Below are 25,920 nucleotides of genomic sequence, written 5' to 3'. Positions count from 1 at the left end.
GTAAAATTGAACTCACTATTTAATTCCAGAAAAACAAAGAGGCTTTATGAAAAAAAGAAGACTTGCAGTTGCCTTTACAGGTCCGTCAAACAGCGGCAAAACAACGCTTATCGAAAAAATTGCAAAATTACTTATAAAAGAGTATAAAGTAGCGATAATAAAAAATGATCCCAAAGACAAAGCAAAGTTTGATATAGAGGGAAAAGACAGCTACAAGTTTTTCCAAACAGGTGCGGAAGTGGTAGTCACATCACCTACAAGAACCACATATTTTTCGCACAGAAAAAAGAGTCTGGAAGATATCATAGATATGGTAAACGACTTTGACATTCTTCTTGTAGAAGGACTTAAAACTTTGCCTCTGCCTAGGATTGCGGTTTTCAGAAACAGTCTGGATGAGAGCTATTTGGGCTATATAGAAGCAATTGCAACAGATGAGAGTGTAGATAAAAACTCTATACCCGAAAATATAGATATACTTGATTTGAACAATCCAAACCAAGTGATAGAGTGGATATTCAAAAACGCCAAAGAGGTATAAAATGCACGAAATTTTCGAAGCGATAAAAAGAAGCGCAAAACGAATCAACGAAGCGATAAACAATGAAGATTTGGGCTACTCCGAACAGCAAAACAGATCAGGGGAGACACAGCTGAAGCTTGACATAAAAAGCGATATGATTATCGAAGAGGAACTAAGCCAAACATCAAGCGTCAAAACACTTGCCAGTGAAGAAAAAACGGAACCTGTAGTTATAAACGAAAAAGGAAAATATCTCATCGGATATGACCCGCTTGACGGCAGCTCATTAGTGGATGTAAACCTGAGCGTAGGTTCGATTTTCGGAATTTATGAAAACGATTTTTCCGGCAAAAATCTCGTAGCGGCTGCATATGTAGTCTATGGTCCTAGAGTCGAACTTGTAATTGCCGACAGATGCACCAGTCTCTATCTTCTTCAAAACGGAGAGTTTGAGTTTGTAAAGGAGATAAGGCTTAAAGAAAAAGGCAAAATAAACGCACCAGGTGCTACACAAAAATTTTGGCCTGCTCACCACAAGGAGATGGTGGAATCTTTGTTTAAAGAGGGCTACAGACTCAGATATTCCGGGGGAATGGTTCCGGATTTGCATCAGATACTTCTCAAAGGGGGCGGACTTTTCAGCTATCCAGGAACAGAAGACAAACCAAAAGGCAAACTCAGACAGGTTTTCGAAGTATTTCCTTTTGCAAAGATTTTTGAAAAAGCAGAAGGGTTTGCGATAGATGGTCACAAGAGACTTCTTGAACTGGAGCCGGAACATATTCACGATACCACTCCCTGCTTTTTTGGCTCACAATATGAAATCCAGAGAGTCAAAGAGTATTATAAAAACCGATCGTAAACAACAGGAAAATTTTATATGAAAAACAGCAATAAAGAGTATGACGAATATGAACTTAAAATGTTTGAAAAGCTTGAAATTCTCAAAAAATGCCAAGAAGAAAACAGTATCAATAGCTGCCTCAAATGCAAAAAAATAATAGGTTGCGAAATTAGAAAATCTTATGTAAATGCCGTATATGAAAGTATGAATAAAGGAAAAGGCGGCGGATTTGAATTTTAAAAAAGGAATGAAATGAGCAGTAAAATGTATATAACTACTCCTATCTATTATGTAAATGATGTTCCACACATAGGTCACGCATATACCACAATCATTGCAGACACGGTCGCAAGATATGCAAGACTCAGGGGAATGGATACATTTTTCCTTACAGGAACAGATGAGCATGGACAGAAAATCGAACAGTCCGCAAAAGCGAAAGGAAAAACTCCGCAGGAGTATGCAGACGAGATAAGTAGAAAATTCAAAGAACTGTGGGACAGTTTTGAAATAAGCTATGACAAATTTATAAGAACTACAGACAAAGAGCATATTGAAGGTGTTCAAAAAGCCTTTGAGATAATGTATGAAAGAGGAGATATATACAAAGGTACATACGAAGGGCATTACTGCATCAGCTGTGAAGCCTTCTTTCCGGAAAGCCAGTTGGTAGATGGGGAGTTTTGTCCAGACTGCGGCAAAGAGACCGTAATTGTAAAAGAGGAAAGCTACTTTTTCAGACTTTCAAAATATCAGGAGAAACTACTTGACTGGTATAAGAGTGAGGAAGAATGCATACTTCCGAAATCGAAGAAAAACGAAGTGATCAAATTTGTGGAGGGCGGTTTGAATGACCTCTCCATTACAAGAACAAGTTTTGACTGGGGAGTAAAACTGCCAAAATCTCTTAATGACCCCAAACATGTTATGTATGTATGGCTCGATGCACTTTTGAACTATATTACCGCTCTGGGATACGGTACGGATGAAAAGCTTATGCGCTACTGGCCTGCAGATTTCCATCTTGTCGGGAAAGATATTCTTAGATTTCACGCCGTATACTGGCCGGCATTTTTGATGAGTCTTGGATTGCCTCTTCCAAAACATATAGCCGCACACGGATGGTGGACAAGAGACGGTGAAAAGATGAGTAAATCCAAAGGAAATGTGGTTGATCCGAAAATTGTAGCAGATGCATACGGACTGGATAATTTCAGATATTTTCTTCTAAGAGAAGTTCCATTCGGTCAGGACGGGGATTTTAGTCAAAGAGCTTTGATAGACAGAATAAACAGCGATTTGAGCAACGATCTTGGCAACCTTTTAAACAGAATCATCGGTATGAGCGGAAAATACTTCGATCATAAAATATCCGGCACAAATGTAAGAAAATATCACGCCCGGGAGATTAAAAAAACAGAAAGTATCATAAATGGACTTGAAGAGTATATGTTTGATATGCGCCTTCATAAATATCTCGAAGAGCTTTGGAAAATACTGGGTATCGCAAATAAATCCATAGACACATATGCCCCATGGTCAAAAATGAAAGAGGGCAAAGAAGACGAAGCTATGGCCACAATCGCTCTCGTTGCAAATATACTGGCAAAGACCGCTTTGATGCTGCATCCTGTTATGCCAAAAACCACTCTGAAAATTGCCCAGGCTCTCGGTTTTGAAATAGAAAACAAAAATTTTGAAAAATTCATATTACAAAACGAACTTCTGCCTGACTTTACTATAAAAAGCATCCCGCCGCTTTTTCCAAAAATTGAAAAACCTCTGTTGGAAGAGAAAAAAAGAGAAACCACACCCAAAAAAGCACCAAAAGAAGAAGGTATAATTACTATAGATGATTTCTTCAAAGTCTCTTTGAAAATAGGAACAGTTATAGAAGCTGAAGAGGTACCCAAAAGTAAAAAACTTCTAAAATTGAGAGTTGATCTGGGTGAAGAGAGACCAAGACAGATAATTGCAGGTATAAAAGAGTTTTATTCTCCTGAAGATCTTATAGGAAAACAGGTATGTGTTGTGGCAAATCTTAAGCCCGCAAAACTGATGGGACTTTTGAGCGAAGGAATGATACTTGCCGCAAGAGATGAAAACGGACTCAGCCTGTTGATGCCTGAGACAACAAAAAAACCTGGAACACCCGTAAAATAGGACTGGATCTAATTGATATCGGAAAACAGAAAGTGAAAATAGACAGCATCGCATATCTCATCGGAGGCGAACTTAAAAACAGCCCTTCGATAAGCGAAATAACCGGTTTCAGTTTTGAAGCGTCGAAGGTAAAAAGAGGGGATCTTTTTTTCGCTGTAGACAAAGAAGAGATAGATGAAGCTGTCAGGAACCGTGCTTTCGGAATAGTTTTCGAAGGATGGGCTCAAATTACCGACAATGAAATAGCCTGGATAAAAACAGGATCTCTAGAAAATGCAGCTTTGAGACTTCTTAGATTTTTTCTAATAAACAACCAGTCAAAAATCATCTTTCTTGATTCGGTATCTTATGAGATAGCCCAACAGATAAACGACTCCAAAAAACTTCTTTTTTTTACCGACTCCGTTTTTGAAAACTGTAAAAAATTATACAAAAACAGTGATACGGAATATGTCGCGATATCAGATATGGATTTCATCAAAACTCTTTCTTTGGATTTTGAGATACCCAAAACGATAGCAGAACTCAAAATTATAAAAAGTACACTTTTTGAAACCTCCTTTTTATACGAAAATGAGTTTTTTGAACATATCCGCATCTCACCTCTTTTCATAAACGAACTTAAAAAAACAGTCGGTTTTTTCAAAAATAGTGCTTTGGATTTTTCGCTGAAAAAGCTGCATGAAATTAGCCATTTTAAACCGCACTTTGTAGATAAGCATCTCAATATAGTAGAATTTGGAAAGAGTGATAAAGTTTTAATTACAGAAAGTAACCCATCCCTTTTGGAAAAAGAGACTCTTTTTATAAACAAAAATGCAACTTGGGCAAAAAAAGTAATTTTAGCACATTCAAAATATAAAAAAATTTTAGGTTATAATAACAATTATCTTTATTTCAACAGCAATGGAGAACTGGCAGAAATTTTGCAAAACAGAAAATTCAACTACGCACTTATTGCGGGTAATGATATATCAAATATCACACATTTTGCAAAAAAACCGGTTCAGCCTACGCTTTTTTAAAAGGAGAAGTAAAATTGGAAAGTTCCGACACACCATCCCCCTCGCGTAGTAAAGAGCTATTTTTTGCATATTGGGATATTGTAGGAGGTTTTGTTTTTGCCATACTGGCTTTTATCTTTCACAAAAACGGTCATTCTCATCTGAGCACACTTCTTGCAGCTCTATCGATAGGTTTTCTTTCTGTCACCATATCAGAAATTGCAGAAATTCTTGCCGAAAGACTGGGTGAACCTTACGGCAGTTTCGTATTGACTTTCAGTGCAGTAGCTGTTGAGATATTGCTTCTATTTATGATCTTGCAAGAGTCCAGCAGCAATCCTGAAGCGATTGAGACAGTAAAAAGCGGTATTATTTCCGCAGTAATAGTCGATATGAATGTTCTACTAGGTCTTGCGGTTTTCATAGGCGGCCTTGCATTCAAAGAGCAGGAACATAACGAAGATACATCAAGTACATATACGACTATTCTGCTTGTTACTGCTTTGGCACTTCTGGTCCCAAGTCTTTTACAATTCTCACCCGGAGGCGAAGAAAAACTAAAACAGGCAAGTGTTATAGTCTCATTTCTTCTTATCGGTTTTTATATAGTTATCTATATATTTCAGACAAAAACGCACTCCCATTTCTTCAAACCTACAGCAAGAAGTAGAATTTTCAGACTAAAAAGAAAAAAGGGAGAAGGAGAAGAAGAGGAAGAGGAGAATTATATTTTTGAAAAACTTCCCAATTTCATAAATCTTTTTGTTATTTTTATGCTTATTCTTATAGTTGGAATAGCCGCAGAAATTTTCGCAGCAGACGGTATGCCGCTTTTTAAAGAAATGGGAATATCAACAGGACTCGCCGGTCTTATAATAGCAATAATAAGTGTTTCACCTGAACTTTTTACAGCTATCAAAGCTGCAAAAAACGATCAGATACAAAGAGTTGTAAATATAGCTATGGGAGCGTCTACCGTATCAATTCTTCTTACTGTTCCAATTTTGATGGCGCTTGCAAGTCTCAACGGAATTGATCTGACACTTGATTTTAACAGTCTTCAGATAGGAGCGTTAATACTGACCGTTATACTTGCATGGAAAACCACCGATGACGGTGAAACAAACTATTTCGAAGGAATATCACATCTAATGTTTTTTATCTGTTTTGCTGTAATTGCAGCACTATATTAAATAAATCAAGGATAGATTGTGAAAAGAAGAGTTTTTTTGACAGGAAGTGCCATTCTGGCAGCATCTGCAATTACCGGCTGCGGAACTGGCAAAGAGGGTGAAGAAAAAAAACGATTCAATATAAACAGAAACAGAAAAGTCAAGATAAAACTGGCAACGAGCTGGCCTGCAAATTTTCCAATAATGGGGGAAGGTGTAGAGAGGTTTGCAAAAAGAGTTAAAGAAGCCAGTGGCGGCAGTATCAAAATAAAAGTTTATCCCAAAAATGTACTCGTTCCTGCTCTGGCTGTATTCGATGCCACCAGCAGCGGCCAGATAGACGCCTTTCATTCAGGTCCATACTACTGGAAAGGTAAAAATGCCGCATTTAGCCTTTTTGGCGGCTTTCCTTTCGGTTTTACATCAAATGAAATGGGTGCATGGATGAACTACGGCGGAGGCCTTGATATTTGGAGAGAACTTTATGCCAGATACAATCTCTATCCTCTTTTGGGAGGTAATACCGATACTCAGATGGGAGGATGGTTTAGAAAACCTATAGAATCCCTCTCAGATCTCAAAGGCCTTAAGATGAGAATACCCGGTCTAGGTGGAGAGGTAATGGCAAAACTGGGTGTAAATCCCATACTTCTTCCCGCAGGCGAGATATTTACTTCACTTGAAAGAGGCACGATAGATGCTACCGAATGGGTAGGACCTGCTCTTGATATAAAAATGGGATTTTACAAAGTTGCAAAATATTACTACAGCGGATTTCATGAACCGGGTTCCGTACTTGAACTGACTTTTAACAGACACAAATGGGAAAAGCTATCCAAAGAACACAAGGCTATCATAGAGATGGCATCAAATGAGCTTAATTCTCAGATGGTATATGATTTCCAGACTCAAAACGCAAAAGCACTGAAAACTATAGAAAAATACGGCGTGAAGTTGATGAATTTTCCTGATGAAATAGTAGAAGCCGCAAAAAAAGCGCTATTCGAAGTTATTGAAGAACAAAGCGATAAAAGTAAGGATTTTAGAGCCGTATGGGAAAAAATTGAGCCTTTCTGGAAAGATAACAGAGAGTGGACAAAACTGGGAATGGGAAATTTCCTGAAAATGAGGGGATGATTTCGTGATTCGTGATTCGTAATTCGTGCTTACCCCACACTATCACCCACACCCACACTCACACTCACACTTATTTAACCTTCGACCACCTCATAAGGTATCTTGTCTTCTATACCGGCTTTTTTAAATCCTTTCAATCTCAAACGGCAGCTATCGCATACTCCGCAAGCTTTATCTTCACTTTGATAGCAGCTCCAGGTGTATTCCAGGGGCACACCCAACTCAACCGCTTTGGATACGATGTCCTCTTTCTTTAGATGGACTAAAGGTGTAGCGATTTCAATAATCGTCTCATCTTTTGTACCAAGATTTATCGCTTTTTGCATAGCTTCTATAAATGCTTCTCTGCAGTCGGGATATCCGCTGCTATCCTCCTCAACAACACCGATATATATAGACGTTGCTCCCTCTTTTTCTGCAACTGCTGCCGCAATACTTAAAAAAATACCGTTTCTAAAAGGGACATAAGTAACTGGTATGCCGGGCTTTATTCCCTCTGTAGGTACTTCTATTTTTTCATCAGTCAATGCAGAGGCACCTATAAGTTTAAAAAAGGGAAGATCTATTTCGTAAGTTTTGGCATTTAAAGATCTTGATATGTTTCTGAAACATTCAAGCTCTTTTCTCTCAGTCCTTTGTCCGTAGTTAAAATGCACGGCGATTATTTCATAGCCTTCATTTTTAGCCATATATGCCGCAACAGCACTATCCATGCCTCCACTGATAATACAGATCGCTTTTTTCATAAATAAACCTCTTACACTCTTTTGGCGGCGATTATATCAAATCTTCTCATATATGACTACACCATTTATCAGCTTTTTTTCAAATCCTATCATATTTTTAACCGTATCGGCATGTCCAAGTATCAAACAGCCTCCGGGTTTTATAATACTATGAAAAACTTTCAGGGCCTTTTGTCTTGTCTCATTATCAAAATAGATAAAAAGATTTCTACTTATGACAATATCGAATTTTCCCATTTTCATAGAGGAGAGTTCAAAAAGATTCATTCTTTCAAATTTAATATGCTCTTTATACTCATCTTTAAAATAGTAAAAATCACCCTCTTTGTAAAAATATTTTTCTAGTATCTCTTTGGGTACATTGTTTACTCTTCTGCTACTATATCTGCCAAGTTTTGCAATCTCAATAACTTTCGAATTTATATCAACTCCTGTAATTTGCAAATCATTCAGTTTTACATCATGCTCCAGACAATATATAAGAAGGGTATAAGGCTCCTCGCCCGAAGAACATGGAATAGACAAAACTCTCTTATTGCCTCTTTTTCTTTTCAAAATTTCAACGATTATATCAAAATGCTTTGTTTCTCTATAAAAATAACTTTCCGATACCGTCAAAGAATCTATAAAGTACTGAAATAGCTTTTTATTTGATTTAAGCTGTGAAAGAAAAATTTCACATGTGGCAAAGTTCAAATCGGTAAAAAATTTACCTATCTTTTTTTCTAGAATATGCAGCTTGTTTTCAAAAACGATTCCTGTCTCTTTTTTAAAAAGAGAAAGAATATCTTTCATGCACTTATTCATTTAAGAATCTTTTCATTTTTTCTATTATTTCATCCAGAGTCAAAACTTCACTGCAAGCATTCTCTTCATGTGCACGTTTTGGCATACCGTATACGATACAGCTTTTCTCATCCGCAGCATATGTTTTTGCACCTCTGTCTTTTAGTACCTTGAGTCCTTCTACTCCGTCTTCTCCTATTCCCGTAAGAAGTATAGCCATTATATTTTTATAATCTGTAAAATTTTCCGCAACAGAAAGAAAAAATTTATTGATATCCGGCTTATAAAATGAGGAGCTATCTTTATCAAGTTTTAATATTTTTTTCTCCCTATCTCTTTTAAGAAGAGTATCTTTATCAGCTGTACAGACTATTATACTGTTTTTTTCGAGTCTTAACGCTTCCGCACTCTCATACACGGGCATCTGGCTTATATTCGACAGCCTTTTTACAAAACTTTTCAAAATCTCAGGCTGCATATGCAAGCAGATAACAATTACACCCCTCCTTGCCTCTTTTATCTCTTTAACAATTCTCTCTATCTGAGAAGGGCCTCCGGTGGATACCCCTATAACAGCTATCTTCATTCAAACTTCATTTATCACGTTTTAAATTCATCAAGCAAAATGTTAAGTTCTTCTATCTGCTTGTAGAGATGTTCGGTCGCTGTAGCTATCTCTTCGACACTTCTGGTATTAGATGATGATATTTCATTAATCTGTTCTATATCTTTTATAATCTCTTCGATTTTTTTACTGATTTCTTTCATATTTCCTACCGCTTCACTTGACAATGATACACTGTTTTGCATAACAGCAGAGACATCGTTAACATCATTTTCCACGTTTGAAGCAGAATCGGCAAGTTTGTTTATATTTTGGGCATTTGTAGATATTTTTTTTGCAATCATATTTATATTGTCAATAAATTTTGAGATGGTATCGTTTATTTCATCCACATATCCTCTCGATTTTTCCGCAAGATTTCTCACCTCTTCGGCAACAACGGCAAATCCTTTCCCGTGCTCTCCGGCCCTTGCAGCTTCGATTGCGGCGTTGAGAGCCAAAAGATTTGTTTGATTTGCTATATCTTCTATGAGTTTAAGAGCGTCTTTCGCTTCATCCGTACTCTCAACCACAGTATTAAGCTCTTCGACAATATGCTTCTCCTCTTCGGAACTTTTTTTCACAGCATTCAAAAGTTTCATAATATTTGCATTTGCGACATCGAGTTTTTCATAAGCATTTGTTACTACCTTTTTAGATTCGTCAAGTCTGCTGACAGAGTTTTGTAAAGGACCTATCATCTGTACAGCTTTTTCCGTTGTATGAGTTACTATTTCTGACTCCTCTTCAGCCCTTTTTCCTATTTCCATAGATGTAGAGCTAAGCTCGGCAGCAATAGAAGCGTTTTCCTGGGCAGAACTTTTTGCTTTTTGTATCACTTTGTTCGAAGATTCGATCAGTTTATTTATCGATTCAGCTATCTGTCCCATCTCATCTTTTCTGTCTAGTTTTATAGTCCTGGTCAAGTTTTTATTTCTTGATATATAATCAAGCTCCTCTTCTATTTTTTGAATAGTTTCGTTAATGTTTTTTTCTGCAACAATATATCCCAGAACAAGAATAATTATAGTCATAATTAGAACAATTGAAGATAGAAGTATAAGCTCCTGTTTTGATTTGTCCACTTCATATCCTATACCTTTTATAAGTTCACTGGAAATGGTATCTTCAACTTTTTTTAGATTGTTTATTTTGGCAGTAATTGTATCAAACCAGTAGGATGGATCTATGCCGAATTTTCCTTCCTGAAATTTCGACAATGCAATATGTTCCATTCTTTCTACTTCTTTTTCTGCCTTTCCCTGGCTTACTTTCATATAGTACTTTATAAAACTATCCGGAGCGGTTGTGTAAAAAGCTTTTAAAAAAGCCTTCTGCTCTGTGATGAGAACGACCAGCTTTTCGTAAAAACCAGGCAAAAAAGAGTCTCTTGCAAAAGTACTGGACAGAACCGCTCTCTCAATACCTGCTCTCTCTTTTGAAAGAAGAAAAAACGTATAGGCAAAGAGCTCTTTGCTGATACGGTCATTATGGCTAAGTTTTGATATAAGACCGATACTATCGAGAAAAAGTCCGTTCATTTTAGTATAGTAATCTAGAGCATTTTTCGTATCTATAGCAAACTTGTCTATCTTTTTTCTCACTTTTTCTATATTATCCAAAAGTTTAAGAGCAGCTTTAAGTTTATCCTTTATACCGCTAAGTCTTTTTTGATCCATTTTCGATATATATGCTTTTAAATCCTTTATCTTTTTATCTGTCAATTTTCTTTGAGAGAGTATCTCTTCAGCAAACTTTTCTCCTCTGCTTGAAAGAAAACCAGCTGTTCTTCCTCTCTCTTTCTGAAGCTCATGCACAAGAGCCGATATTTTTGTCGAAAGCTTTACCTGTTCAGATAAAATGGAATTTTCTTTATATGTTTCATAGTCCTTTGTAATTTCAAGATAAGAAAAGAACAGCATTCCACATATTGGCAAAAAAACAAGAATTGCCAGTTTTGTTTTAATCTTTATATTGTTCAAAAAACTCATTCAGACCCTTTGTCACGATTTATAAAATGTTTTTTTTATTTTAAGCCATTTGTATTAAAAACAATATTAAGGCAAACTAGAGCGCCCTTAATAAGCTAATTTTTGGTAAAATACACAAAATTGAACTTTACTGAGCACGGTTCAATCCAAAGGAAAAAAAATGATCGAATTTGACAACAGAACAGATTATCAGTTCGATATCAAACTTATCGAAAATATCGCTGATTCTCTTACTTCAAAAGATATAGAGCTGATCTTAACCGATGATGAAGAGATAAAAAAAATAAATAAAGAGTTTAGAGGTATAGATCAGCCTACCGATGTACTGAGTTTTCCGCTACAAGATACTCCCGGTGCTATGCTCGGCGTAATCGTCATTTCACTTGATCATCTTTTGGAAGCGGCTCAAAGATATGGTCACACTCCATCAGAAGAGTTTGCACTGCTTTTCATTCATGCTCTTTTACATCTGTTAGGTATGGACCATGAAAAAGATAGTGGTGAAATGAGAAAAAAAGAAGAAGAGATTATCGAGAAATTCAATCTTCCCAAAAGCCTTATTGTGAGAAACAGTTAGAGATAGTGTGGGTGTGAGTGTGAGTGTGGGTGTGGGTGAGTGCCAATCACCATTCACGAGTCACGAATTACGAATTACGATTCACGAAACAAGGAGTATATTTGGATTTTCTTATATTTATCGTCTCTATGGCTGTTTTGATAAAAGGTGCAGATATTGTTATAAAAGAATCGGAAAGAATAGCTCTTCATTTTAATATATCCGAATTTGTCATTGGTGCCACTCTTGTCGCAGTAGGAACCAGTCTACCGGAACTTGCGGCAAGTGTCGCGGCAAGCTACAATCATAAAAGCGAAATGGCCGTAGCAAACGTACTTGGTAGCGTAGTTTTAAATATTGCAATGGTGCTAGGTTTTGTATTTTTGATCGCAAAACATATAAATCCAAAAAGAGATATTTTTGCAAAAGACAGTGCCTGGGCGCTTTTCCCGGTTCTTATATTTGTTATGATGGCTTTTGACGGCTCTATAGACAGATTTGAAGGGTTTCTGTTTTTGATTATGATGGGTGGTTATCTGCTTTTTTTATCAAAAGATGCAAAACTTCTTGCTGAGGAGATAGACGAATCTCTCGCTAAAGAGCCTTTTTCCTGGATAAAAACGTCGATTTTTCTTTTGATAGGCTTTGTTTTGGTTGTAAAAGGAGCCGATTATGCTGTAGAAAGTGCAAGCAATATCGCAAGAGATTTCGGTGTAAGCGAATGGATTATAGGGCTTCTTCTGATAGCCTTCGGAACAAGCTTGCCCGAACTCATTGTAAGCATCGTCGCGGCAATCAATAAAAAGGCGGATATGAGTATAGGAAATATCATTGGCAGCAACGCTGCCAATTTTACCGTAGTACTGGGTTCGGCTGCAATGGTAAACCCCTTGACAATCGATATTCAAAAATATCTGTTTGATATAACGGCTGCCCTTGTCCTTTCTGTAGTTCTTGTTTTTGTAACTGCAAACAGACTCTATAACAAATCGGCAGGCATTACGCTTCTTGTATTCCTTGCGCTCTTTATATATAACAGTATAAAAACCATGATGCTTTAGGACAATTGTCTTTTGAGATACATTTAGTCTATTTGAGTTTTATATATCCCATTTCAACAAGTTTATCGTATATTTTTGAAACTATAGGTCCCGCTGCACTTCCTCCGTGCCCGCCGTGCTCTACAAGAACGGTTACGATATACTGGGGATTTTTGTACGGACCGTATGTGGTCAGCCAGGCATGAGAACGGCTGAAATATTTGAGTTCTTCTTCTTTCATTCTTTTTTTCTCATCCTGAGGTATGCCTACTACCTGCGCAGTACCGGTTTTACCGGCAATTTTTACTTTAGTTGTTATATTTGCCGTAGCTGTACCTTTTGGATGGTTACACACTTCATACATGGCTCTTTGTATAAATTTAAGTTTCCTTTTTTCCAAAGGAGTTAAAGCATTTTTTTCAAATTCAGGCTCAAAATTTTTATCAACAAACTTTTTTGCAAAATGGGGTTTCGGAAGCCTTCCTGTTGCAAGAAGAGCAGTAAATCTTGCCATCTGCATAGGCGTAACCAGATCATACCCCTGCCCTATTGAAGCTACCAGAGTTTCTCCTATATACCAAGGCTCTCCATACCTTCTGCTTTTCCATTCTTTATCAGGAATGATTCCGATAAATTCATTCGGCAGATCTACTCCGCTTTTGCGCCCAAATCCAAATCTTTTCATATCTGCAGCAATTTTATTGATACCGACTTTCATGCTTCCTTTATAAAAGTAATCGTCACAACTCTCTCTTATGGCTTTCTTCATTCTGGTTTCACCGTGTCCTGTCTGTTTCCAGCATCTGAATTTCCTGCCGCCAAGCTCATAGGCACCTGTACAATAAAAGGGTGTATACTCTCCTATTTTTTTTGAATCGAGAAAAGAGAGTGCTACGCCCATTTTAATCGTAGAACCTGGCGGATAAAGGCCGTTTACGAGCTTGTTGGTAAAAGGATGATTAAAATCTCTGATAAGCTTGAGCCACTTATCTTTGGAAATTCCGGAAACAAACATATTGATATCATACTCTGGAAAACTTCCTGCTGCCAATATATCTCCGTTTACACCCATAACTATCGCAACGCCGGCTTTGCCTTCAAAGAGTGTCTCTATATATTTTTGTAGTTCCAGGTCTATAGAAAGAACAAGATTTTGATTCTCTTTTGGAGGAACTCTTTCTATCTCTTCAATCTCTTTGTTGAACGCAGTAACTTTTATCTTTCTGTATCCAGGCTCCCCTTGAAGATAGCTGTTATAATACTTTTCTATACCTGCTTTTCCTATTATCCCGGTAAGTCTGGCAGTTTTATCATTTTCGGCCTCTTTTCTGTTTGTTCTGGATACATATCCTATGATATGAGAAGCGGTTTTGCCATTTGGATAATATCTCTTTACAGAGGGCTCTATTTTGATGCCTTCTACAAGATTTAACTTTGAGTACACAAAAATCATCTCTTCATACGGAATAAATGGAATAATCTCAATATATTCATGATTGTACGGCGAATCTTTTTTCTTATATTTTCTGATAATTTTTTCACGATTAAGATACGGAAAATATTTCATCAGGATTGAAATCTTTTTTTCAACTAGATGTATTCTTTTTTCGGAACTCAGATGAGGGGGTATTTTGATTTTGAAGCCTATTTTATTTATAGCTAGAGGTTTGAGGTTTCTATCTAAAATCTCTCCTCTTGTTGGTATGAGCCACTCTTTTTTTATAACATTCTGTCTGGCAAGAATTTCATAATAACTGTTAGATTTTATGCTTAGATAGTATACTCTGACCAGAAGAATTGTCCATATACTAATAAGTACGAAAATTATTATCTTCAGTCTCATATCAGATTCCGGATATCAAAAGTACAAATAAGGATTCTATAAAAATATAGTATAAAAAATAGGGACTGAAATCAAAATTCTGAAGAAAAAACAGCCTATCAATCAAATAAACAAAAAGCGGATAGCCAAGATAAACTGCAGCTATAGCAATCATATCAAGACATTTTTTACATGAGACCAGTTTTGAAATTTTTTTATAAAGGTAAAATAATAAAACAAAAAAAATCAGCAGTGAAAAGAGAGGCAAAGATCTGTCAGTCTCGAAAAGTATAAGATATACAAATACCGTGAACAACAAAAACATATCTTTTTTAAAAATCGATTTTACAAAAACAAGAAACGCCACCCCGGCCATCGGCGGCAAAAACTGGTATATTGAACTAAGAATCTCATAAAAAATAGCAAAAAGAAATAAAAAAAAACTGTTTATATTTTTTTTATTAATGATATTTCGTTGCATATCGGAAAATGTTTGCATTTTATACAATCTGCCCATATTTTGTGTTCGGGAATATCCTCTTTTCTTATTTCGGAAAAACCCATCTTTTCAAAAAACTCTCTTGAATAAGTAAGCGTCAATATCTCTTTGACACCCAGCTTTTTCCCCTCTTCTATAGCATGATGCACTAGCTTTTTTCCTATACCCTCTCCTCTGAATCCCTCTTTTACTACGAGACTTCTTATTTCAGCAAGTTTTTGGGTATGAATATGAAGGGCTACAAAACCTACGATTTTGTCATCTTTTTTTGCAACAGTATATGATCTAATATTCGTTGCTATCTCATCATCGCTTCTTTGAAGTATGATTCCCTGTTCGACTGCATCTGCAACAACCTTTTGCATTTGGGGGATATCAGAAAGTTTTGGTTTTGTATAAACTATTTTACTCATTTTACCGTTCCAAAAATCTTTTCTAAAACAATTTTTTTAAGCTCTTCTATACCTCTTTTTTTTGTATTAGAAACATATACGGCATTTGGAAACTCTCTTTTGAGTTTGGCCAATTCGCTCTGTTTAAGTTTATCGACTTTAGTAAATACTTCCACAAGAGCCTGGTCCGGTCTTAAAAAGGATTTTATAAATCTTTTTGCCTCTTCATCAATTTCTAGATTGGGATGTCTGGCATCGCGTAAAAGAACAAAAACTCTTATAGATGCCCTTTTTTTAATAAATTCCGTAAGACTCTTTTTCCACTCTTTTTGAAGTGTTTTTGAAGCCTTTGCATATCCAAAACCGGGAAGATCTATAAATCTTAGAGGATATTCGGCCTCATCAGTTTTATATACAATGTCAAAAAAATTTATAAGCCTTGTTTTTCCCGGAGTAGACGACTTTTTTGCAAGGTTTTTTCTGTCTGACAGCGAATTGAGAAGAGAGCTCTTGCCTACATTGCTTCTTCCAAGAAATGCTACTTCGCTGAGGCCTTCGGGCGGAGCCTCTCTGATAGAAGGTGCGGAAATTACAAAAGAGGCATTTACTGCCCTTATCACTCCGTAGCCTTTGAACTATTATCATCTATTTTAAATATAAATTTGACAGGTTTGCTGTCTTTTCCGGTAACTTTTGCCTGTCCGCTCTCTTTGTTGATAATGATTTTTTCACCATAAATTTTTCTGTCTTCCGGTTTTTGATGAATATATACATTCTTTTCAAATATATATTCCGCCTTCTTCGGCAGATATATTATTTTTCCCGCTCTTCCCGAATATATTTTGTTTTTATTCAAAATAATTAAAAATTTCACATTTTTAATCGCTTCATATTTGAAAGGTTTTTTGTTTTCATCAAAATAGACAATGACTTTCGATGCATTTATTTCGTCACTTCCCCTTTTTATATTAACATTGCCTTCAAAAATAGATATTCTTTTCATCTCGTCGGCTTCAAAGCTGTTTGATACAATTTCAACATTTTCGGCCAGCATAAACATAGGCAGTAAAATTGCGGCAATTTTCATAAATTTCATCAAATTTTCCCATTTTCAAATATTTTTGCATCTATTTTTTTCGCTAAAATTTTACCTCTTTTTCGGTAATAAATCAAATCTCTCCCATTGACAACAGCGCTTTTTGTTATAAGAGTAAATTTAGTATCAGTAGAGACTATCTCTTTTTTCGTATCATATTTAGCACGCTGTGACTTGAAGATAAAATCTTTCCCTTTTTTATAGACCACATCCCCAAAGACTCTGACTATATCATTTTTATAAACTCCTCTTTTTGCGGTCAGTTCTTCAAAGTCACCGTTCTTTTTAAAATATTTTATCTTATCTATCTCGTATCTGTCGGCAAACTTTCTACCTTCTTGCCCTATAATATTTTTTTTGATGCCCTCTTGTTCAATCTCCAGTATTAGAAAATTCTTAAAAACAAGTTCGGCGGTACTTTTTGCCTCTTTTTTTTCTAAAACTCTCGGTTTCATAAACAGTGTCCATAACAATGAACCGGCTAAAATAAAAAAAAGAAAATGGGAGAGTTTCATTCAATCCACTCTTTCAGAAACTCTGCTTCGAGTCCCTCTTTTTTTATCAGATACTCTATCATTTCTCTGACGGCGCCGTCTCCACCCTTTTTGCTTAAAATCACATCTGCAACCTGATGAAGATATGGTGAAGCATCTTTTGGAATAAAACTTATTCCCGCGTTTTTAAGCATTTTATAGTCGTTAAGATCGTCTCCGATAACAGCTATCTGGGAAAATTCAAGATGAGATTTTTTTCTTATCTCATCAAGCGCTTCAAGTTTGTTACTGCTTCCCTGATAGAGATAATGAACTCCCAACTCTTTAGCTCTTCTCTCAACAATTTCGGAATTTCTTCCGGTAATAATTGCCACTTTTTTACCGAGTCTCATCCAGGCTTTTATTGCAAAACCGTCCTTGACATTGAAAGATTTTATCTCATCTCCGCTGTTAGTATATATGATTTTACCGTTTGTCATACATCCGTCAACATCAAGAACAATCAGTTCAATCACAACACACCTTTTGTGCTTGGAACCTTGATTTTCTCATTTGGTCTCAAAGCTCGTCTAAAAGCCACTGCAAAAGCTTTATATGCAGCTTCGGCTATATGATGTCTGTTTTTGCCTCTTTTTTGTACAAGATGAAGAGTAATTGAGGCATTTAAAACAACAGCTCTGAAAAACTCTTCAAACAGTTCCGCATCAAATTCGCCTATCTTGCCATCTATATCAATATCGTATACCAGATATGGTCTGTTGCTCAAGTCCAATGCCGCTTCAACGGCTGCTTCGTCCATAACCACCACAGCATCGCCGAATCTCTCAATTTTTTCTATTGGATAGATGGCTTTTTTGAGTGCAGTGCCCAAGACAATACCCACATCTTCTACAGTATGGTGAAAATCAACATGCAAATCACCTTTGCACTTTATTTCAAGATCTATTAATGAGTGTTTTGCAAAACTCTCGAGCATATGATCAAAAAAACCGATCCCTGTAGATATTTTATATTTTCCGCTGCCATCAATATTTAATATCAACTCTATATCCGTCTCTTTTGTTTTTCTGCTTATTTCCACCATGTATCATCCTTGAGTTTTGTTTCGGACACTATTCCCTGACAATAAATGCACCGGGGAACTCGCCTCTGTTAATAAAATCTCTCGCTTCGGCTTCACTTTTGAAACCTTTAAGCCATACTCTGTAAAGAGGTGCTCCTTCAAAATAAAACTTTTTGATAACCGCTCTGTACCTTCCGTCAACGAGTGAATATCTCTCTTTGGTTATTTCTGCTCCCTGTATACGTCTAAAAGATCCGATTTGAACGGCAAACTCGCTAATCATAACCTCCTGTTTGGTACCTGCAAGTCTTGATATGGTACTATCAAAACCAAGTACTTCTACAATAACAGGGGCCGTGCCCACTCTGTCCATTCCTATTCTCTTTGCCGCAGCATAAGAGAGGTCTATGATCCTGTTCTTTACAAACGGTCCCCTGTCGTTTATTCTTACGACAACACTTCTGCCGTTATTTAGATTTGTTACTTTTACCATCGTATTCATAGGAAGAGTCTTATGGGCTGCAGTAAGCGCATGCATATTGTAGTATTCCCCGTTGCTTGTCTTCCTGCCGTGAAAATCTCTTCCGTACCAGCTTGCAACCCCTCTGTATACAGTACCCACACTTACCACTGTCGGATAGTAGGTTCTGCCGTTGATGGTATACGGTTTCATAGTAGCCCTGTGCACGGCTTTGGATGTTTTTGGCTTGCCGTATGTGGGAACACTTTCATAGACTCCGTAATTATATGTTCTTGTACACCCGGCAAAAAAAACGGCTATCACAGCAAATAAAAAAATTTTTCTAATTGAGAATGACAATTTTTTCTCCCACTCTTATGGTAGAAGTTTTAAGACTGTTTATTTTTTTGATTTTTGCCACACTCAAACCGAATCTTTTGGAAATCGATATAAGAGTATCGCCTTTTTTTACAGTATATACTCTTTTTTGTGCCTTTGCAACAGGAATTACAAGTTTTTGATTGATTCTTAAAATATGACTTTTCAGATCGTTAAAGTCTTTGATGATTTTATAAGATACTCCGTATCTTTTCCCGATTTTTGAAAGGGTATCTCCCTTTTTTACTTTATATACGATAAATACTTTTTCTTTGTTTGAAGGTCTGTAGTTCTCTTTGAAATCAGCAAGTTTGATATAAGGAATATAGATATTGTATTTTTTGGAATATGGAGGAACAAAGTCATACTTAAGATGCGCGTTGAGCTTTTTGAGCTCTTTGTGGTCCATTTTTATCGACCTTGCGATATCTCTTAGTAGATCACCGCCTGTAGCTTCAACGATAGCAAGAGAATATGCCGACCCTCTATTCAATATATAGTCAAAATCATCTTTAAGCATAAACTCCGTATTTCCTGCCATCAAAGCAAGTGCAACGATTTTTCTCAGATATCTTCTGCTCTCTCTTGGCAAATATCTTTTTTTAGGATCGATCAATACGCTTAATTCGTCTGTTCCCGCTTTTTTGATGGCTCTTTTTACTCTTCCTTCTCCCGTATTGTATGCAAGAGCGGCAAGATACCATTTTCCGAAAAGATTGTGAAGATGTTTCAGGTATTTTATAGCTGCCTTTGTGGATTTGATAGGGTCTTTCCTCTCATCTACATAATCGTCTATCTTCAAACCGAACTTCTTGGCGGTTGCCGGCATAAACTGCCATACACCGGTAGCTTTTTTATTCGAATAGGCATGAGGAGAAAAATTTGATTCCGCCATAGCCATAAACAGAAACACCTGTGGAATTCCGGCCTCGTTTATCAGTCTTTTGATAGTAGGAATATATATAAAAGCGTTATCTATAGTTTTGAAAAAATGCTTTTTTCTATATTTTTCCAAAAACTCGTTCTGAATTTTCATAAACTCAGGATCATTCAAAAAACGCGGATCAATATCCAGACTATTCAATATCTCTACTTCTTTTTGGTACCTGTTCGAAAAGTCGAGACTGGCAAACATATAAACCGAGATCAAAAACAGAAACACTAAAACTCTTATCGGCAAAACTTCTCCTGTAACAATAAATATATTTTTCAAAAGCACTATTATATCAATTTATCGAATCAAACTCCCTGAAGAGAGTTTTTGCATTTCTTGTCGTCAATTCACAAACCTCATCAAAGTCCATATTTAATATTTCGGCTATTTTTTCGGCAATGTATACGGTATATGCCGGCTCGTTTCTTTTTCCACGGAAAGGATGGGGGGTCAGATATGGCGCATCGGTTTCTATCAAAATCTTTTCACGTGGCACTTCAGGCAGTATCTGAACAAGCTTTTTGGCGTTTTGAAACGTTATCACACCGCCTATTCCAAAATAGAAGTTTCTCTCAGCCATATCAAGAAGCATTGGACTTGCATTATAACAGTGGAGCACACCTCCTACCTCTTGCGCCCCCTCTTTTATCAAAATCTCTCTTGAATCGAAACTTGCATCTCTTATATGGATAATCAACGGCTTTTTCAGCTCCTTTGCAAGGGCAATCTGGGCTTTAAAAACAGCTTTTTGATTCTCTTTTTCTTCGATTTTCCGCTTCTCATCATCAGGCAATCTGTAATAGTCTAAACCGCATTCGCCTATAGCTATGCATTTTTCGTCTTTTGCAAACTCTCTAAGTCTTTCCTCATCATATTTTTTCCATTCATAAGGATGAACTCCCACCGCAAAAAATACGCCCTCATATGTATAGGAAAGCTCCCGTGCTCTTTCAAGATCATCAGGGTCGGCTCCCGGTATAAGAAAACCTTTTACATCTTTTTCTCTCGCTCTTTTTATAACTTCATGAATATCTTCATCAAATCTTTTATCGTCCAGATGACAGTGGGTATCTATTATCAACCATTCTCCTTTAAAACCTTTTTTGCAAATTCAACTGCTTCCTCGGTTACCTTTTCTCCGCTTACAATTCTTGCTATTTCAAAAACCCTCTCTTCGTCCGTCAACTCTTTTAGACAGCTTTCCCCTTTATCTTTGTAAACAAGGAAATGCTGGTCTGCAACGGATGGGAGCTGTGCTTGATGAGAAATCGCAAAAATCTGATATTTTTTTGAGAGCTCTTTAAGTACTTTTGCCACTCCCATAGACTCTTCACCGCTTAGATTTGCATCGATTTCATCAAGAATAAGAACTCCCTTTTCATCTTTTGGAGAGGAGGCTAGAAAAGCGAGTCTTAGTCTGTTAAACTCTCCAGAACTTATCTTGTCAAACCCGACACCTTCCAATTCTATCGAAGCTTTATCTCTCCCATATTCTGAAAGTTCGGTATGCGAAATCTGGACCGACGCAGCCGGCAGTTTCAAAAGTGCCGTATAGCTGTTGATTTTTTCTTCAAATATTTGTGCACTTTTTTTCCTGTATTCAGATATCTCTTCAGCCATTTTTTCAAGACTCTCTTGGCTCTTTTTCAGATAATCTTCAAGCTCTCTCTTTTCGAAAGAGAGATTTTGATATCTTTCAAGTTCCATAATTTTTTTGTTTCTATACTCCAGAGCCTCTTCAATAGAGCCGTATCTTCTTTTCAGATCGGAGAGTTTTTCTATCCTGTCAAGAACCTCTTCAACATCGATATTCTCAAGTTCCAAAAGCATCTCTTTTGAGTTTTCGAAAATATTTCTCAGCTCATTCATCGTTTCGTCAAAAAAGGAACTGTCTATATCAAGAAGCTGCAGAGCTTCGTTTACAAGATATTCCGATTCAAATATCAACTGAGCTCTGCTTACGGCTTCTTCAATCTTCTCTTTTTTGGAAAGATCTTTTTTTATCGCATAAAGTTCTTCAAGTTCACCTGTTTTGGGTGAGATTTCGTCAATTTTTTCTATTTCAAATTTTGCAAATTCTATAAGATCGTTTACCTTTTTCTCTTCTTCATATATTCTTTCCAGTTTTTCCAGTACCTCTGTGTATCTCTTATACTCTTCGGTATAGCTTTTTTTCAGCGAAGAAAAACCGGGGAAATTTTTTGATGCGGTAAGATCCAGAACTTCAAGTATATTTTTAGATTTGAATATTCCCGTATCTTTCTGGCTCAAAAAGCTCACTTTAGAAGCAAAAATCTCGTTTAAAACCCTTTTTGGCACACTCTGGCTGTTTATAAAAAATCTCGTTTTCTCCTTTTTGATTCCTTTGACCACAACAATATCGTCTCTCTCTATTCCGTATTTTTCAAGATCCATATCATCTGCAAACACTATTTCGCTCAATTTCGCCTCTGCCGGTTTAAATCCGGTAAGCGATAAAATGGAGTTTATAAGAAGAGACTTTCCCGCTCCGCTTGGACCGGTAAATACAACAAGTCCTCTTTTAAACTCCGCAGCAACTTCTTCAAATGAAAAATAGCTCTTTATATAAAGTCTCTCTATCACTATTTACCCCAATGAAGTTTTTCTCTGAGTACTTCAAAATAGTTTCTCTCAAGCCTATGCACAAGTTTGGCACCGATTTTCGCTTTTTTTATGATAATAGAATCTTCAGAAGTAAATTCGTATATCTCCTGACCGTCGATTACCATAAGAGCGCTTTCATCTCTGACTTTTATCTCGATCTCAAATTCCGCAGGCAAAACAAGCGGTCTTTGAGTAAGAGAGTGAGGACAAATGGGTGTGAGTATATATGCATTTGTAAGGGGATAAACAACAGGCCCTCCAGAGGCCAGATTGTATGCGGTTGAGCCGGTTGGAGTCGATATGATAAGCCCGTCTCCAAAATATGTATTGAACCATTTTTTATCTATAAACGCTTCAACATGAATCATTTTTGAGATTGAAGGCCGTGTTATAACAATATCGTTGAATGATACAAGCTTTTCTCTTTTTCCTTTGAATTTCGCTTCCATCATCATTCTTTGGTCAATTCTGAATCTGTTCTTTTTAATGTTTTTTACAAAATCTGCCACCTCGTGAGGCATAATATCTGTCAGAAAGCCTAGTCTTCCCACATTTATGCCCAGGACGGGTTTATGAAAAGGATAGCTTCTTCTGACAAGAGATATAAGAGTTCCGTCACCGCCGATTGATATGAGTATATCGCTTTTTTCACATACCGTATCAAAATCCTGGCCCAGAACTCCTATCATTCCTGCACTGATGCTGTCTATAAGAACTTCCATATTCTCTTCTTCGAAAGCGCTCTTTACTTTGAAAAAAAGCTCTTTCAAATCTGGAGAGGATGGACGTAAAACAATACCTACCGTTTTAATCTGCATATATTCTCCGTTTATACTCTTTTGAATAAAAAACTAGCATATTTTAACATAACTAAGTCCCTGGAGTATTGCCGTATTCACTTTTTGCTAAGAAATACTTTGCTATAATCACGCTAAATTTCAAGATAAAAAGGAAAGGCTTGAGAACGCACTACTGTACTGAACTGACCGAAGAAGATATAGGCAAAGAAGTGGTTCTTTGCGGCTGGGCAAACAGCTACAGAGATCATGGCGGGGTTGTGTTCATCGACCTCAGAGACAAAAGCGGAATAATACAGCTTGTCTGCGATCCTGCAGATGACGAAAAAGCCCATAAAGTGGCTACTGAAGTAAGAGACGAGTATGTGCTTATCGCAAAAGGCAAAGTGAGACTCAGGGGAGAAGGTCTGGAAAATCCCCGACTCAAAACAGGAAAAATAGAAGTTGTGGTCAATGACCTGACTATCGAAAACAGAAGCGAACCGACACCTTTTGTGATAGGTGATGAAAACGTAAATGAAGAGATAAGACTCAAATACAGATATCTAGATCTTCGAACACAAAAAGCATATGAAACATTCAGGCTCAGAAGCAAAGCGGCAATCGCCGCAAGGAACTTTCTTGATGCAAACGGTTTTTTGGAAGTAGAAACTCCTATACTTACAAAATCTACCCCCGAAGGTGCAAGAGACTATCTGGTTCCTAGCAGACTATATCCCGGGGAATTTTTTGCACTTCCTCAGTCACCTCAACTTTTCAAACAGCTTCTGATGGTAGCGGGATTTGACAGATACTTTCAACTTGCAAAATGTTTCAGGGACGAAGACCTCAGAGCAGACAGACAGCCAGAATTTACCCAGATAGATGTTGAGATGAGTTTTTGCGACGACGAAGAGGTAATGAATGTTGCCGAAGGTCTTATAAAAGCGATATTCGCGGCTTGCGGAATAAACATCCAGACACCTTTTAAAAGAATGAGCTACAAAGAAGCTATGGAAACATACGGATCCGATAAGCCCGATTTGAGATACGACCTGAAACTGGTAGATGTAATAGATGTATTTGAAAATACAGAGCTTAAAGTCTTTAGAGATATAGCTCAATTTAAAAAACTAAATCGTATAAAAGCACTATGTGTTCCGGGTGGAGAAAAACTTACAAGAAAAGAGATCGACTCTCTGACCGATTATGTTGCAAAATTTGGAGCAAAAGGCCTTGCCTGGGTAAAAGTAAAAGAAAATAGGGAGTTACAGGGTCCGATAGTTAAATTCCTTAGCGATGAAGAAAAAGCGGCTATATTGGAAAAAACAGGTGCAAATACCGGTGATATAATATTTTTCGGGGCAGGAAGCAAAAAGACAGTTCTCGACTATATGGGAAGACTAAGGAACAGAATTGCCGAAATCTTGGGACTTATTGATAATGACAGATATGAATTTGTCTGGGTTGTGGACTTCCCTATGTTTGAAATCGAAGAGGGTCATGTAAAAGTTAAGGCTCTTCACCACCCTTTTACTATGCCGAAAAATATAGATACCGAAGATATCGAAGAGATAAAATCGGTTGCTTATGACGTTGTGGTAAATGGGGTCGAACTTGGAGGAGGAAGTATAAGGATACATAAACCCGAAATACAGGAGAAGGTTTTCGAAATCTTAGGCATTGGCGAAGAAGAGGCAAAAGAAAAATTTGGATTCCTACTTGAAGCTCTCAAGTTCGGCGCACCTCCGCATGGCGGATTTGCCATAGGTTTTGACAGACTCATAATGCTTCTTACAAAAAAAGAGAGCATAAGAGATGTCATAGCGTTTCCTAAAACACAGAAAGCCCAGTGCCTTCTTACAAATGCCCCGAGTCCGGTAGACCCGGAGCAGCTTAAAGAACTCCATCTCAGAATAAGAGAACCGAAAAAGGCATGAAACTAAGCGATGCCAAAGTAGGTGAAGTTGTAAAAGTTATCGGCTTTTCCGGTGGCTGCGATGAGTTTAAATGCCGTCTCGAAGCGATGGGATTTCGAGTCGGCGATATTGTCAAAATAATAAACAAGGGTTTTTTCGGGCCTCTTCAGATAGAATCAAGCGGTAGTAAAATCGCACTATGCAGAGGACAGGCAGAGAAAATCCTAGTTGAGAAAGTAGAAAGTCAGAAAAAAGTGAACAAATAAATGGGATACACCCATACACCAATTAACTAATTACGAATTTAAGGAGAAATAGATGAAAAAACTGTTTTTGATAATAGGAGCACCAGGAAGCGGTAAAACAACAGATGCAAATCTTATCGCCAAAAGAAACGAGGAGCTTATAGCTCATTACTCTACAGGTGAACTGCTTAGAGAAGAGATGGCAAAAGGGACACAATTGGGAGCATTAATAGGCAGTTTTGTCAATGAAGGCAAACTTGTTCCTCTGGATATCGTCATTGACACAATAGTTAGCGCTATAAAAAATAGCGACAAGGACATTATACTTATAGACGGTTTTCCAAGAAGCGTTGAACAGATGAAAGCTCTTGATGAAATTCTTAAAAAAGAGCCTGATATAAAACTAGAGGCCGTTATTGAAGTAGAAGTTAGTGAAGAGACAGCAAAAGAGAGAGTCCTTGGGCGAGCCAGAGGCGCAGATGACAACGTAGAAGTTTTCAACAACAGAATGAAAGTTTATCTTGAGCCTCTACCTGAAATAGAAAAATTTTATGAATCAAAAGGCCTTCTTAAAAAGATCAATGGAGAAAGAGGAATCGAAGAGATAGTGGACGAAATGGAAGAGTTCATAAAGTCAAAAATATAATCAAA

28 protein-coding genes are annotated in these 25,920 nt (G+C 37.0%); 12 read left to right on the top strand and 16 right to left on the bottom strand.

Features of this window, described 5'->3' with window-relative positions; all coding sequences use genetic code 11:
* Nucleotides 1–46: 46 nt before the first annotated feature.
* The 7 genes from mobB to EPR_RS03595 are packed head-to-tail and all read left to right on the top strand — an operon-like array spanning nt 47 to nt 6,843.
* Nucleotides 47–541, top strand: a complete 495-nt coding sequence (gene mobB / locus EPR_RS03625; protein ID WP_200763917.1) for a molybdopterin-guanine dinucleotide biosynthesis protein B — start codon at nt 47–49, stop codon at nt 539–541.
* A gap of 1 nt (nt 542) precedes the next feature.
* The gene (locus EPR_RS03620) at nt 543–1,385 is read left to right on the top strand and encodes a class 1 fructose-bisphosphatase (protein WP_200763916.1); all 843 of its coding nucleotides are present in this window, start codon (nt 543–545) and stop codon (nt 1,383–1,385) included.
* An 18-nt stretch (nt 1,386–1,403) separates the two neighbouring features.
* Nucleotides 1,404–1,607, top strand: coding sequence for a hypothetical protein (locus EPR_RS03615; protein WP_200763915.1), 204 nt, complete (start codon nt 1,404–1,406; stop codon nt 1,605–1,607).
* 12 nt (nt 1,608–1,619) lie between these two features.
* Nucleotides 1,620–3,530 carry a methionine--tRNA ligase gene (gene metG / locus EPR_RS03610; protein ID WP_200763914.1) on the top strand — a complete coding sequence of 637 codons (1,911 nt, stop codon included), beginning with the start codon at nt 1,620–1,622 and terminating at the stop codon, nt 3,528–3,530.
* A 32-nt stretch (nt 3,531–3,562) separates the two neighbouring features.
* The gene (locus tag EPR_RS03605) at nt 3,563–4,555 is read left to right on the top strand and encodes a hypothetical protein (RefSeq protein ID WP_200763913.1); all 993 of its coding nucleotides are present in this window, start codon (nt 3,563–3,565) and stop codon (nt 4,553–4,555) included.
* Nucleotides 4,556–4,569: 14 nt separating this feature from the next.
* The gene (locus EPR_RS03600) at nt 4,570–5,727 is read left to right on the top strand and encodes a calcium:cation antiporter (RefSeq protein WP_200763912.1); all 1,158 of its coding nucleotides are present in this window, start codon (nt 4,570–4,572) and stop codon (nt 5,725–5,727) included.
* A gap of 18 nt (nt 5,728–5,745) precedes the next feature.
* The gene (locus tag EPR_RS03595) at nt 5,746–6,843 is read left to right on the top strand and encodes a TRAP transporter substrate-binding protein (protein WP_200763911.1); all 1,098 of its coding nucleotides are present in this window, start codon (nt 5,746–5,748) and stop codon (nt 6,841–6,843) included.
* A 74-nt stretch (nt 6,844–6,917) separates the two neighbouring features.
* Here EPR_RS03595 and queC read toward each other — a convergent pair whose 3' ends face one another.
* Genes queC through EPR_RS03575 form a run of 4 tightly spaced genes read right to left on the bottom strand, consistent with a single transcriptional unit; the run spans nt 6,918 to nt 10,970 of the window.
* Nucleotides 6,918–7,589, bottom strand: a complete 672-nt coding sequence (queC, locus tag EPR_RS03590; protein WP_200763910.1) for a 7-cyano-7-deazaguanine synthase QueC — start codon at nt 7,587–7,589, stop codon at nt 6,918–6,920.
* Nucleotides 7,590–7,625: 36 nt separating this feature from the next.
* Entirely contained in the window at nt 7,626–8,396 is a 771-nt protein-coding gene (locus tag EPR_RS03585) for a CheR family methyltransferase (RefSeq protein ID WP_200763909.1), read from the bottom strand.
* Nucleotides 8,389–8,961, bottom strand: a complete 573-nt coding sequence (locus EPR_RS03580) for a CheB methylesterase domain-containing protein (RefSeq protein WP_200763908.1) — start codon at nt 8,959–8,961, stop codon at nt 8,389–8,391. The genes EPR_RS03585 and EPR_RS03580 overlap by 8 nt, the downstream gene beginning before the upstream one ends.
* Before the next feature lie 14 nt (nt 8,962–8,975).
* The gene (locus EPR_RS03575) at nt 8,976–10,970 is read right to left on the bottom strand and encodes a methyl-accepting chemotaxis protein (RefSeq protein WP_200763907.1); all 1,995 of its coding nucleotides are present in this window, start codon (nt 10,968–10,970) and stop codon (nt 8,976–8,978) included.
* 160 nt (nt 10,971–11,130) lie between these two features.
* Here EPR_RS03575 and ybeY point away from each other — a divergent pair, with 160 nt between their 5' ends.
* Both ybeY and EPR_RS03565 read left to right on the top strand, forming a co-directional pair.
* Nucleotides 11,131–11,547, top strand: a complete 417-nt coding sequence (ybeY, locus tag EPR_RS03570; RefSeq protein ID WP_200763906.1) for an rRNA maturation RNase YbeY — start codon at nt 11,131–11,133, stop codon at nt 11,545–11,547.
* A 101-nt stretch (nt 11,548–11,648) separates the two neighbouring features.
* Nucleotides 11,649–12,587: a calcium/sodium antiporter gene (locus EPR_RS03565; RefSeq protein ID WP_200763905.1), complete on the top strand. Its 939-nt coding sequence runs from the start codon at nt 11,649–11,651 to the stop codon at nt 12,585–12,587.
* Between the two features lie 28 nt (nt 12,588–12,615).
* On the opposite strand, the gene mrdA is transcribed toward EPR_RS03565, so the two are convergent.
* The 12 genes from mrdA to EPR_RS03505 form a co-directional block, all read right to left on the bottom strand.
* Complete coding sequence (gene mrdA, locus EPR_RS03560) at nt 12,616–14,409, bottom strand: penicillin-binding protein 2 (RefSeq protein WP_200763904.1); 1,794 nt, start codon at nt 14,407–14,409, stop codon at nt 12,616–12,618.
* Between the two features lie 426 nt (nt 14,410–14,835).
* A complete protein-coding gene (locus tag EPR_RS03555) occupies nt 14,836–15,300 on the bottom strand; it encodes an N-acetyltransferase (RefSeq protein ID WP_200763903.1) in 465 nt (154 codons plus the stop codon).
* Nucleotides 15,297–15,899 (bottom strand): ribosome biogenesis GTP-binding protein YihA/YsxC, encoded by a 603-nt coding sequence (gene yihA / locus EPR_RS03550; protein WP_200763902.1) that lies wholly within the window; start codon nt 15,897–15,899, stop codon nt 15,297–15,299. Before yihA ends, EPR_RS03555 begins: the two co-directional genes overlap by 4 nt.
* Nucleotides 15,896–16,375 (bottom strand): lipopolysaccharide transport periplasmic protein LptA, encoded by a 480-nt coding sequence (gene lptA / locus EPR_RS03545; protein ID WP_200763901.1) that lies wholly within the window; start codon nt 16,373–16,375, stop codon nt 15,896–15,898. The genes yihA and lptA overlap by 4 nt, the downstream gene beginning before the upstream one ends.
* A complete protein-coding gene (gene lptC, locus EPR_RS03540; protein ID WP_200763900.1) occupies nt 16,375–16,890 on the bottom strand; it encodes an LPS export ABC transporter periplasmic protein LptC in 516 nt (171 codons plus the stop codon). Before lptC ends, lptA begins: the two co-directional genes overlap by 1 nt.
* Nucleotides 16,887–17,384 (bottom strand): KdsC family phosphatase, encoded by a 498-nt coding sequence (locus EPR_RS03535; protein ID WP_200763899.1) that lies wholly within the window; start codon nt 17,382–17,384, stop codon nt 16,887–16,889. The genes lptC and EPR_RS03535 overlap by 4 nt, the downstream gene beginning before the upstream one ends.
* Nucleotides 17,381–17,953, bottom strand: a complete 573-nt coding sequence (gene hisB / locus EPR_RS03530) for an imidazoleglycerol-phosphate dehydratase HisB (protein WP_200763898.1) — start codon at nt 17,951–17,953, stop codon at nt 17,381–17,383. The genes EPR_RS03535 and hisB overlap by 4 nt, the downstream gene beginning before the upstream one ends.
* 28 nt (nt 17,954–17,981) lie before the next feature.
* Nucleotides 17,982–18,752 (bottom strand): septal ring lytic transglycosylase RlpA family protein, encoded by a 771-nt coding sequence (locus tag EPR_RS09320; RefSeq protein ID WP_275944509.1) that lies wholly within the window; start codon nt 18,750–18,752, stop codon nt 17,982–17,984.
* Nucleotides 18,736–19,950, bottom strand: coding sequence for a lytic transglycosylase domain-containing protein (locus EPR_RS03520; RefSeq protein ID WP_200763897.1), 1,215 nt, complete (start codon nt 19,948–19,950; stop codon nt 18,736–18,738). The genes EPR_RS09320 and EPR_RS03520 overlap by 17 nt, the downstream gene beginning before the upstream one ends.
* 46 nt (nt 19,951–19,996) lie before the next feature.
* Complete coding sequence (locus EPR_RS03515) at nt 19,997–20,785, bottom strand: TatD family hydrolase (RefSeq protein WP_200763896.1); 789 nt, start codon at nt 20,783–20,785, stop codon at nt 19,997–19,999.
* Nucleotides 20,782–22,308, bottom strand: coding sequence for a DNA repair protein RecN (locus EPR_RS03510; RefSeq protein ID WP_200763895.1), 1,527 nt, complete (start codon nt 22,306–22,308; stop codon nt 20,782–20,784). Before EPR_RS03510 ends, EPR_RS03515 begins: the two co-directional genes overlap by 4 nt.
* Complete coding sequence (locus EPR_RS03505; RefSeq protein ID WP_200763894.1) at nt 22,308–23,147, bottom strand: NAD(+)/NADH kinase; 840 nt, start codon at nt 23,145–23,147, stop codon at nt 22,308–22,310. The genes EPR_RS03510 and EPR_RS03505 overlap by 1 nt, the downstream gene beginning before the upstream one ends.
* A gap of 140 nt (nt 23,148–23,287) precedes the next feature.
* Here EPR_RS03505 and aspS point away from each other — a divergent pair, with 140 nt between their 5' ends.
* The 3 genes from aspS to EPR_RS03490 are packed head-to-tail and all read left to right on the top strand — an operon-like array spanning nt 23,288 to nt 25,915.
* The gene (aspS, locus tag EPR_RS03500) at nt 23,288–25,045 is read left to right on the top strand and encodes an aspartate--tRNA ligase (protein WP_200763893.1); all 1,758 of its coding nucleotides are present in this window, start codon (nt 23,288–23,290) and stop codon (nt 25,043–25,045) included.
* Complete coding sequence (locus EPR_RS03495; RefSeq protein WP_200763892.1) at nt 25,042–25,290, top strand: FeoA family protein; 249 nt, start codon at nt 25,042–25,044, stop codon at nt 25,288–25,290. The genes aspS and EPR_RS03495 overlap by 4 nt, the downstream gene beginning before the upstream one ends.
* A 52-nt stretch (nt 25,291–25,342) precedes the next feature.
* Nucleotides 25,343–25,915: an adenylate kinase gene (locus tag EPR_RS03490; RefSeq protein ID WP_200763891.1), complete on the top strand. Its 573-nt coding sequence runs from the start codon at nt 25,343–25,345 to the stop codon at nt 25,913–25,915.
* The last annotated feature ends 5 nt before the right edge of the window (nt 25,916–25,920 follow it).

This window comes from Nitrosophilus alvini (assembly GCF_015100395.1).
Lineage (GTDB): Bacteria > Campylobacterota > Campylobacteria > Campylobacterales > Nitratiruptoraceae > Nitrosophilus > Nitrosophilus alvini.
The sequence above is the reverse complement of the archived record's forward strand: the minus strand, read 5'-3'. Positions and strand labels throughout refer to the sequence as shown.

Coding starts and splice junctions, on each gene's coding strand:
- mobB (WP_200763917.1), top strand. CDS start 47: ATGAAAAAAAGAAGACTTGCAGTTGCCTTTACAGGTCCGTCAAACAGC.
- EPR_RS03620 (WP_200763916.1), top strand. CDS start 543: ATGCACGAAATTTTCGAAGCGATAAAAAGAAGCGCAAAACGAATCAAC.
- EPR_RS03615 (WP_200763915.1), top strand. CDS start 1,404: ATGAAAAACAGCAATAAAGAGTATGACGAATATGAACTTAAAATGTTT.
- metG (WP_200763914.1), top strand. CDS start 1,620: ATGAGCAGTAAAATGTATATAACTACTCCTATCTATTATGTAAATGAT.
- queC (WP_200763910.1), bottom strand. CDS start 7,589: ATGAAAAAAGCGATCTGTATTATCAGTGGAGGCATGGATAGTGCTGTT.
- EPR_RS03585 (WP_200763909.1), bottom strand. CDS start 8,396: ATGAATAAGTGCATGAAAGATATTCTTTCTCTTTTTAAAAAAGAGACA.
- EPR_RS03580 (WP_200763908.1), bottom strand. CDS start 8,961: ATGAAGATAGCTGTTATAGGGGTATCCACCGGAGGCCCTTCTCAGATA.
- EPR_RS03575 (WP_200763907.1), bottom strand. CDS start 10,970: ATGAGTTTTTTGAACAATATAAAGATTAAAACAAAACTGGCAATTCTT.
- ybeY (WP_200763906.1), top strand. CDS start 11,131: ATGATCGAATTTGACAACAGAACAGATTATCAGTTCGATATCAAACTT.
- mrdA (WP_200763904.1), bottom strand. CDS start 14,409: ATGAGACTGAAGATAATAATTTTCGTACTTATTAGTATATGGACAATT.
- EPR_RS03555 (WP_200763903.1), bottom strand. CDS start 15,300: ATGAGTAAAATAGTTTATACAAAACCAAAACTTTCTGATATCCCCCAA.
- lptA (WP_200763901.1), bottom strand. CDS start 16,375: ATGAAATTTATGAAAATTGCCGCAATTTTACTGCCTATGTTTATGCTG.
- lptC (WP_200763900.1), bottom strand. CDS start 16,890: ATGAAACTCTCCCATTTTCTTTTTTTTATTTTAGCCGGTTCATTGTTA.
- hisB (WP_200763898.1), bottom strand. CDS start 17,953: ATGGTGGAAATAAGCAGAAAAACAAAAGAGACGGATATAGAGTTGATA.
- EPR_RS03505 (WP_200763894.1), bottom strand. CDS start 23,147: ATGCAGATTAAAACGGTAGGTATTGTTTTACGTCCATCCTCTCCAGAT.
- EPR_RS03495 (WP_200763892.1), top strand. CDS start 25,042: ATGAAACTAAGCGATGCCAAAGTAGGTGAAGTTGTAAAAGTTATCGGC.
- EPR_RS03490 (WP_200763891.1), top strand. CDS start 25,343: ATGAAAAAACTGTTTTTGATAATAGGAGCACCAGGAAGCGGTAAAACA.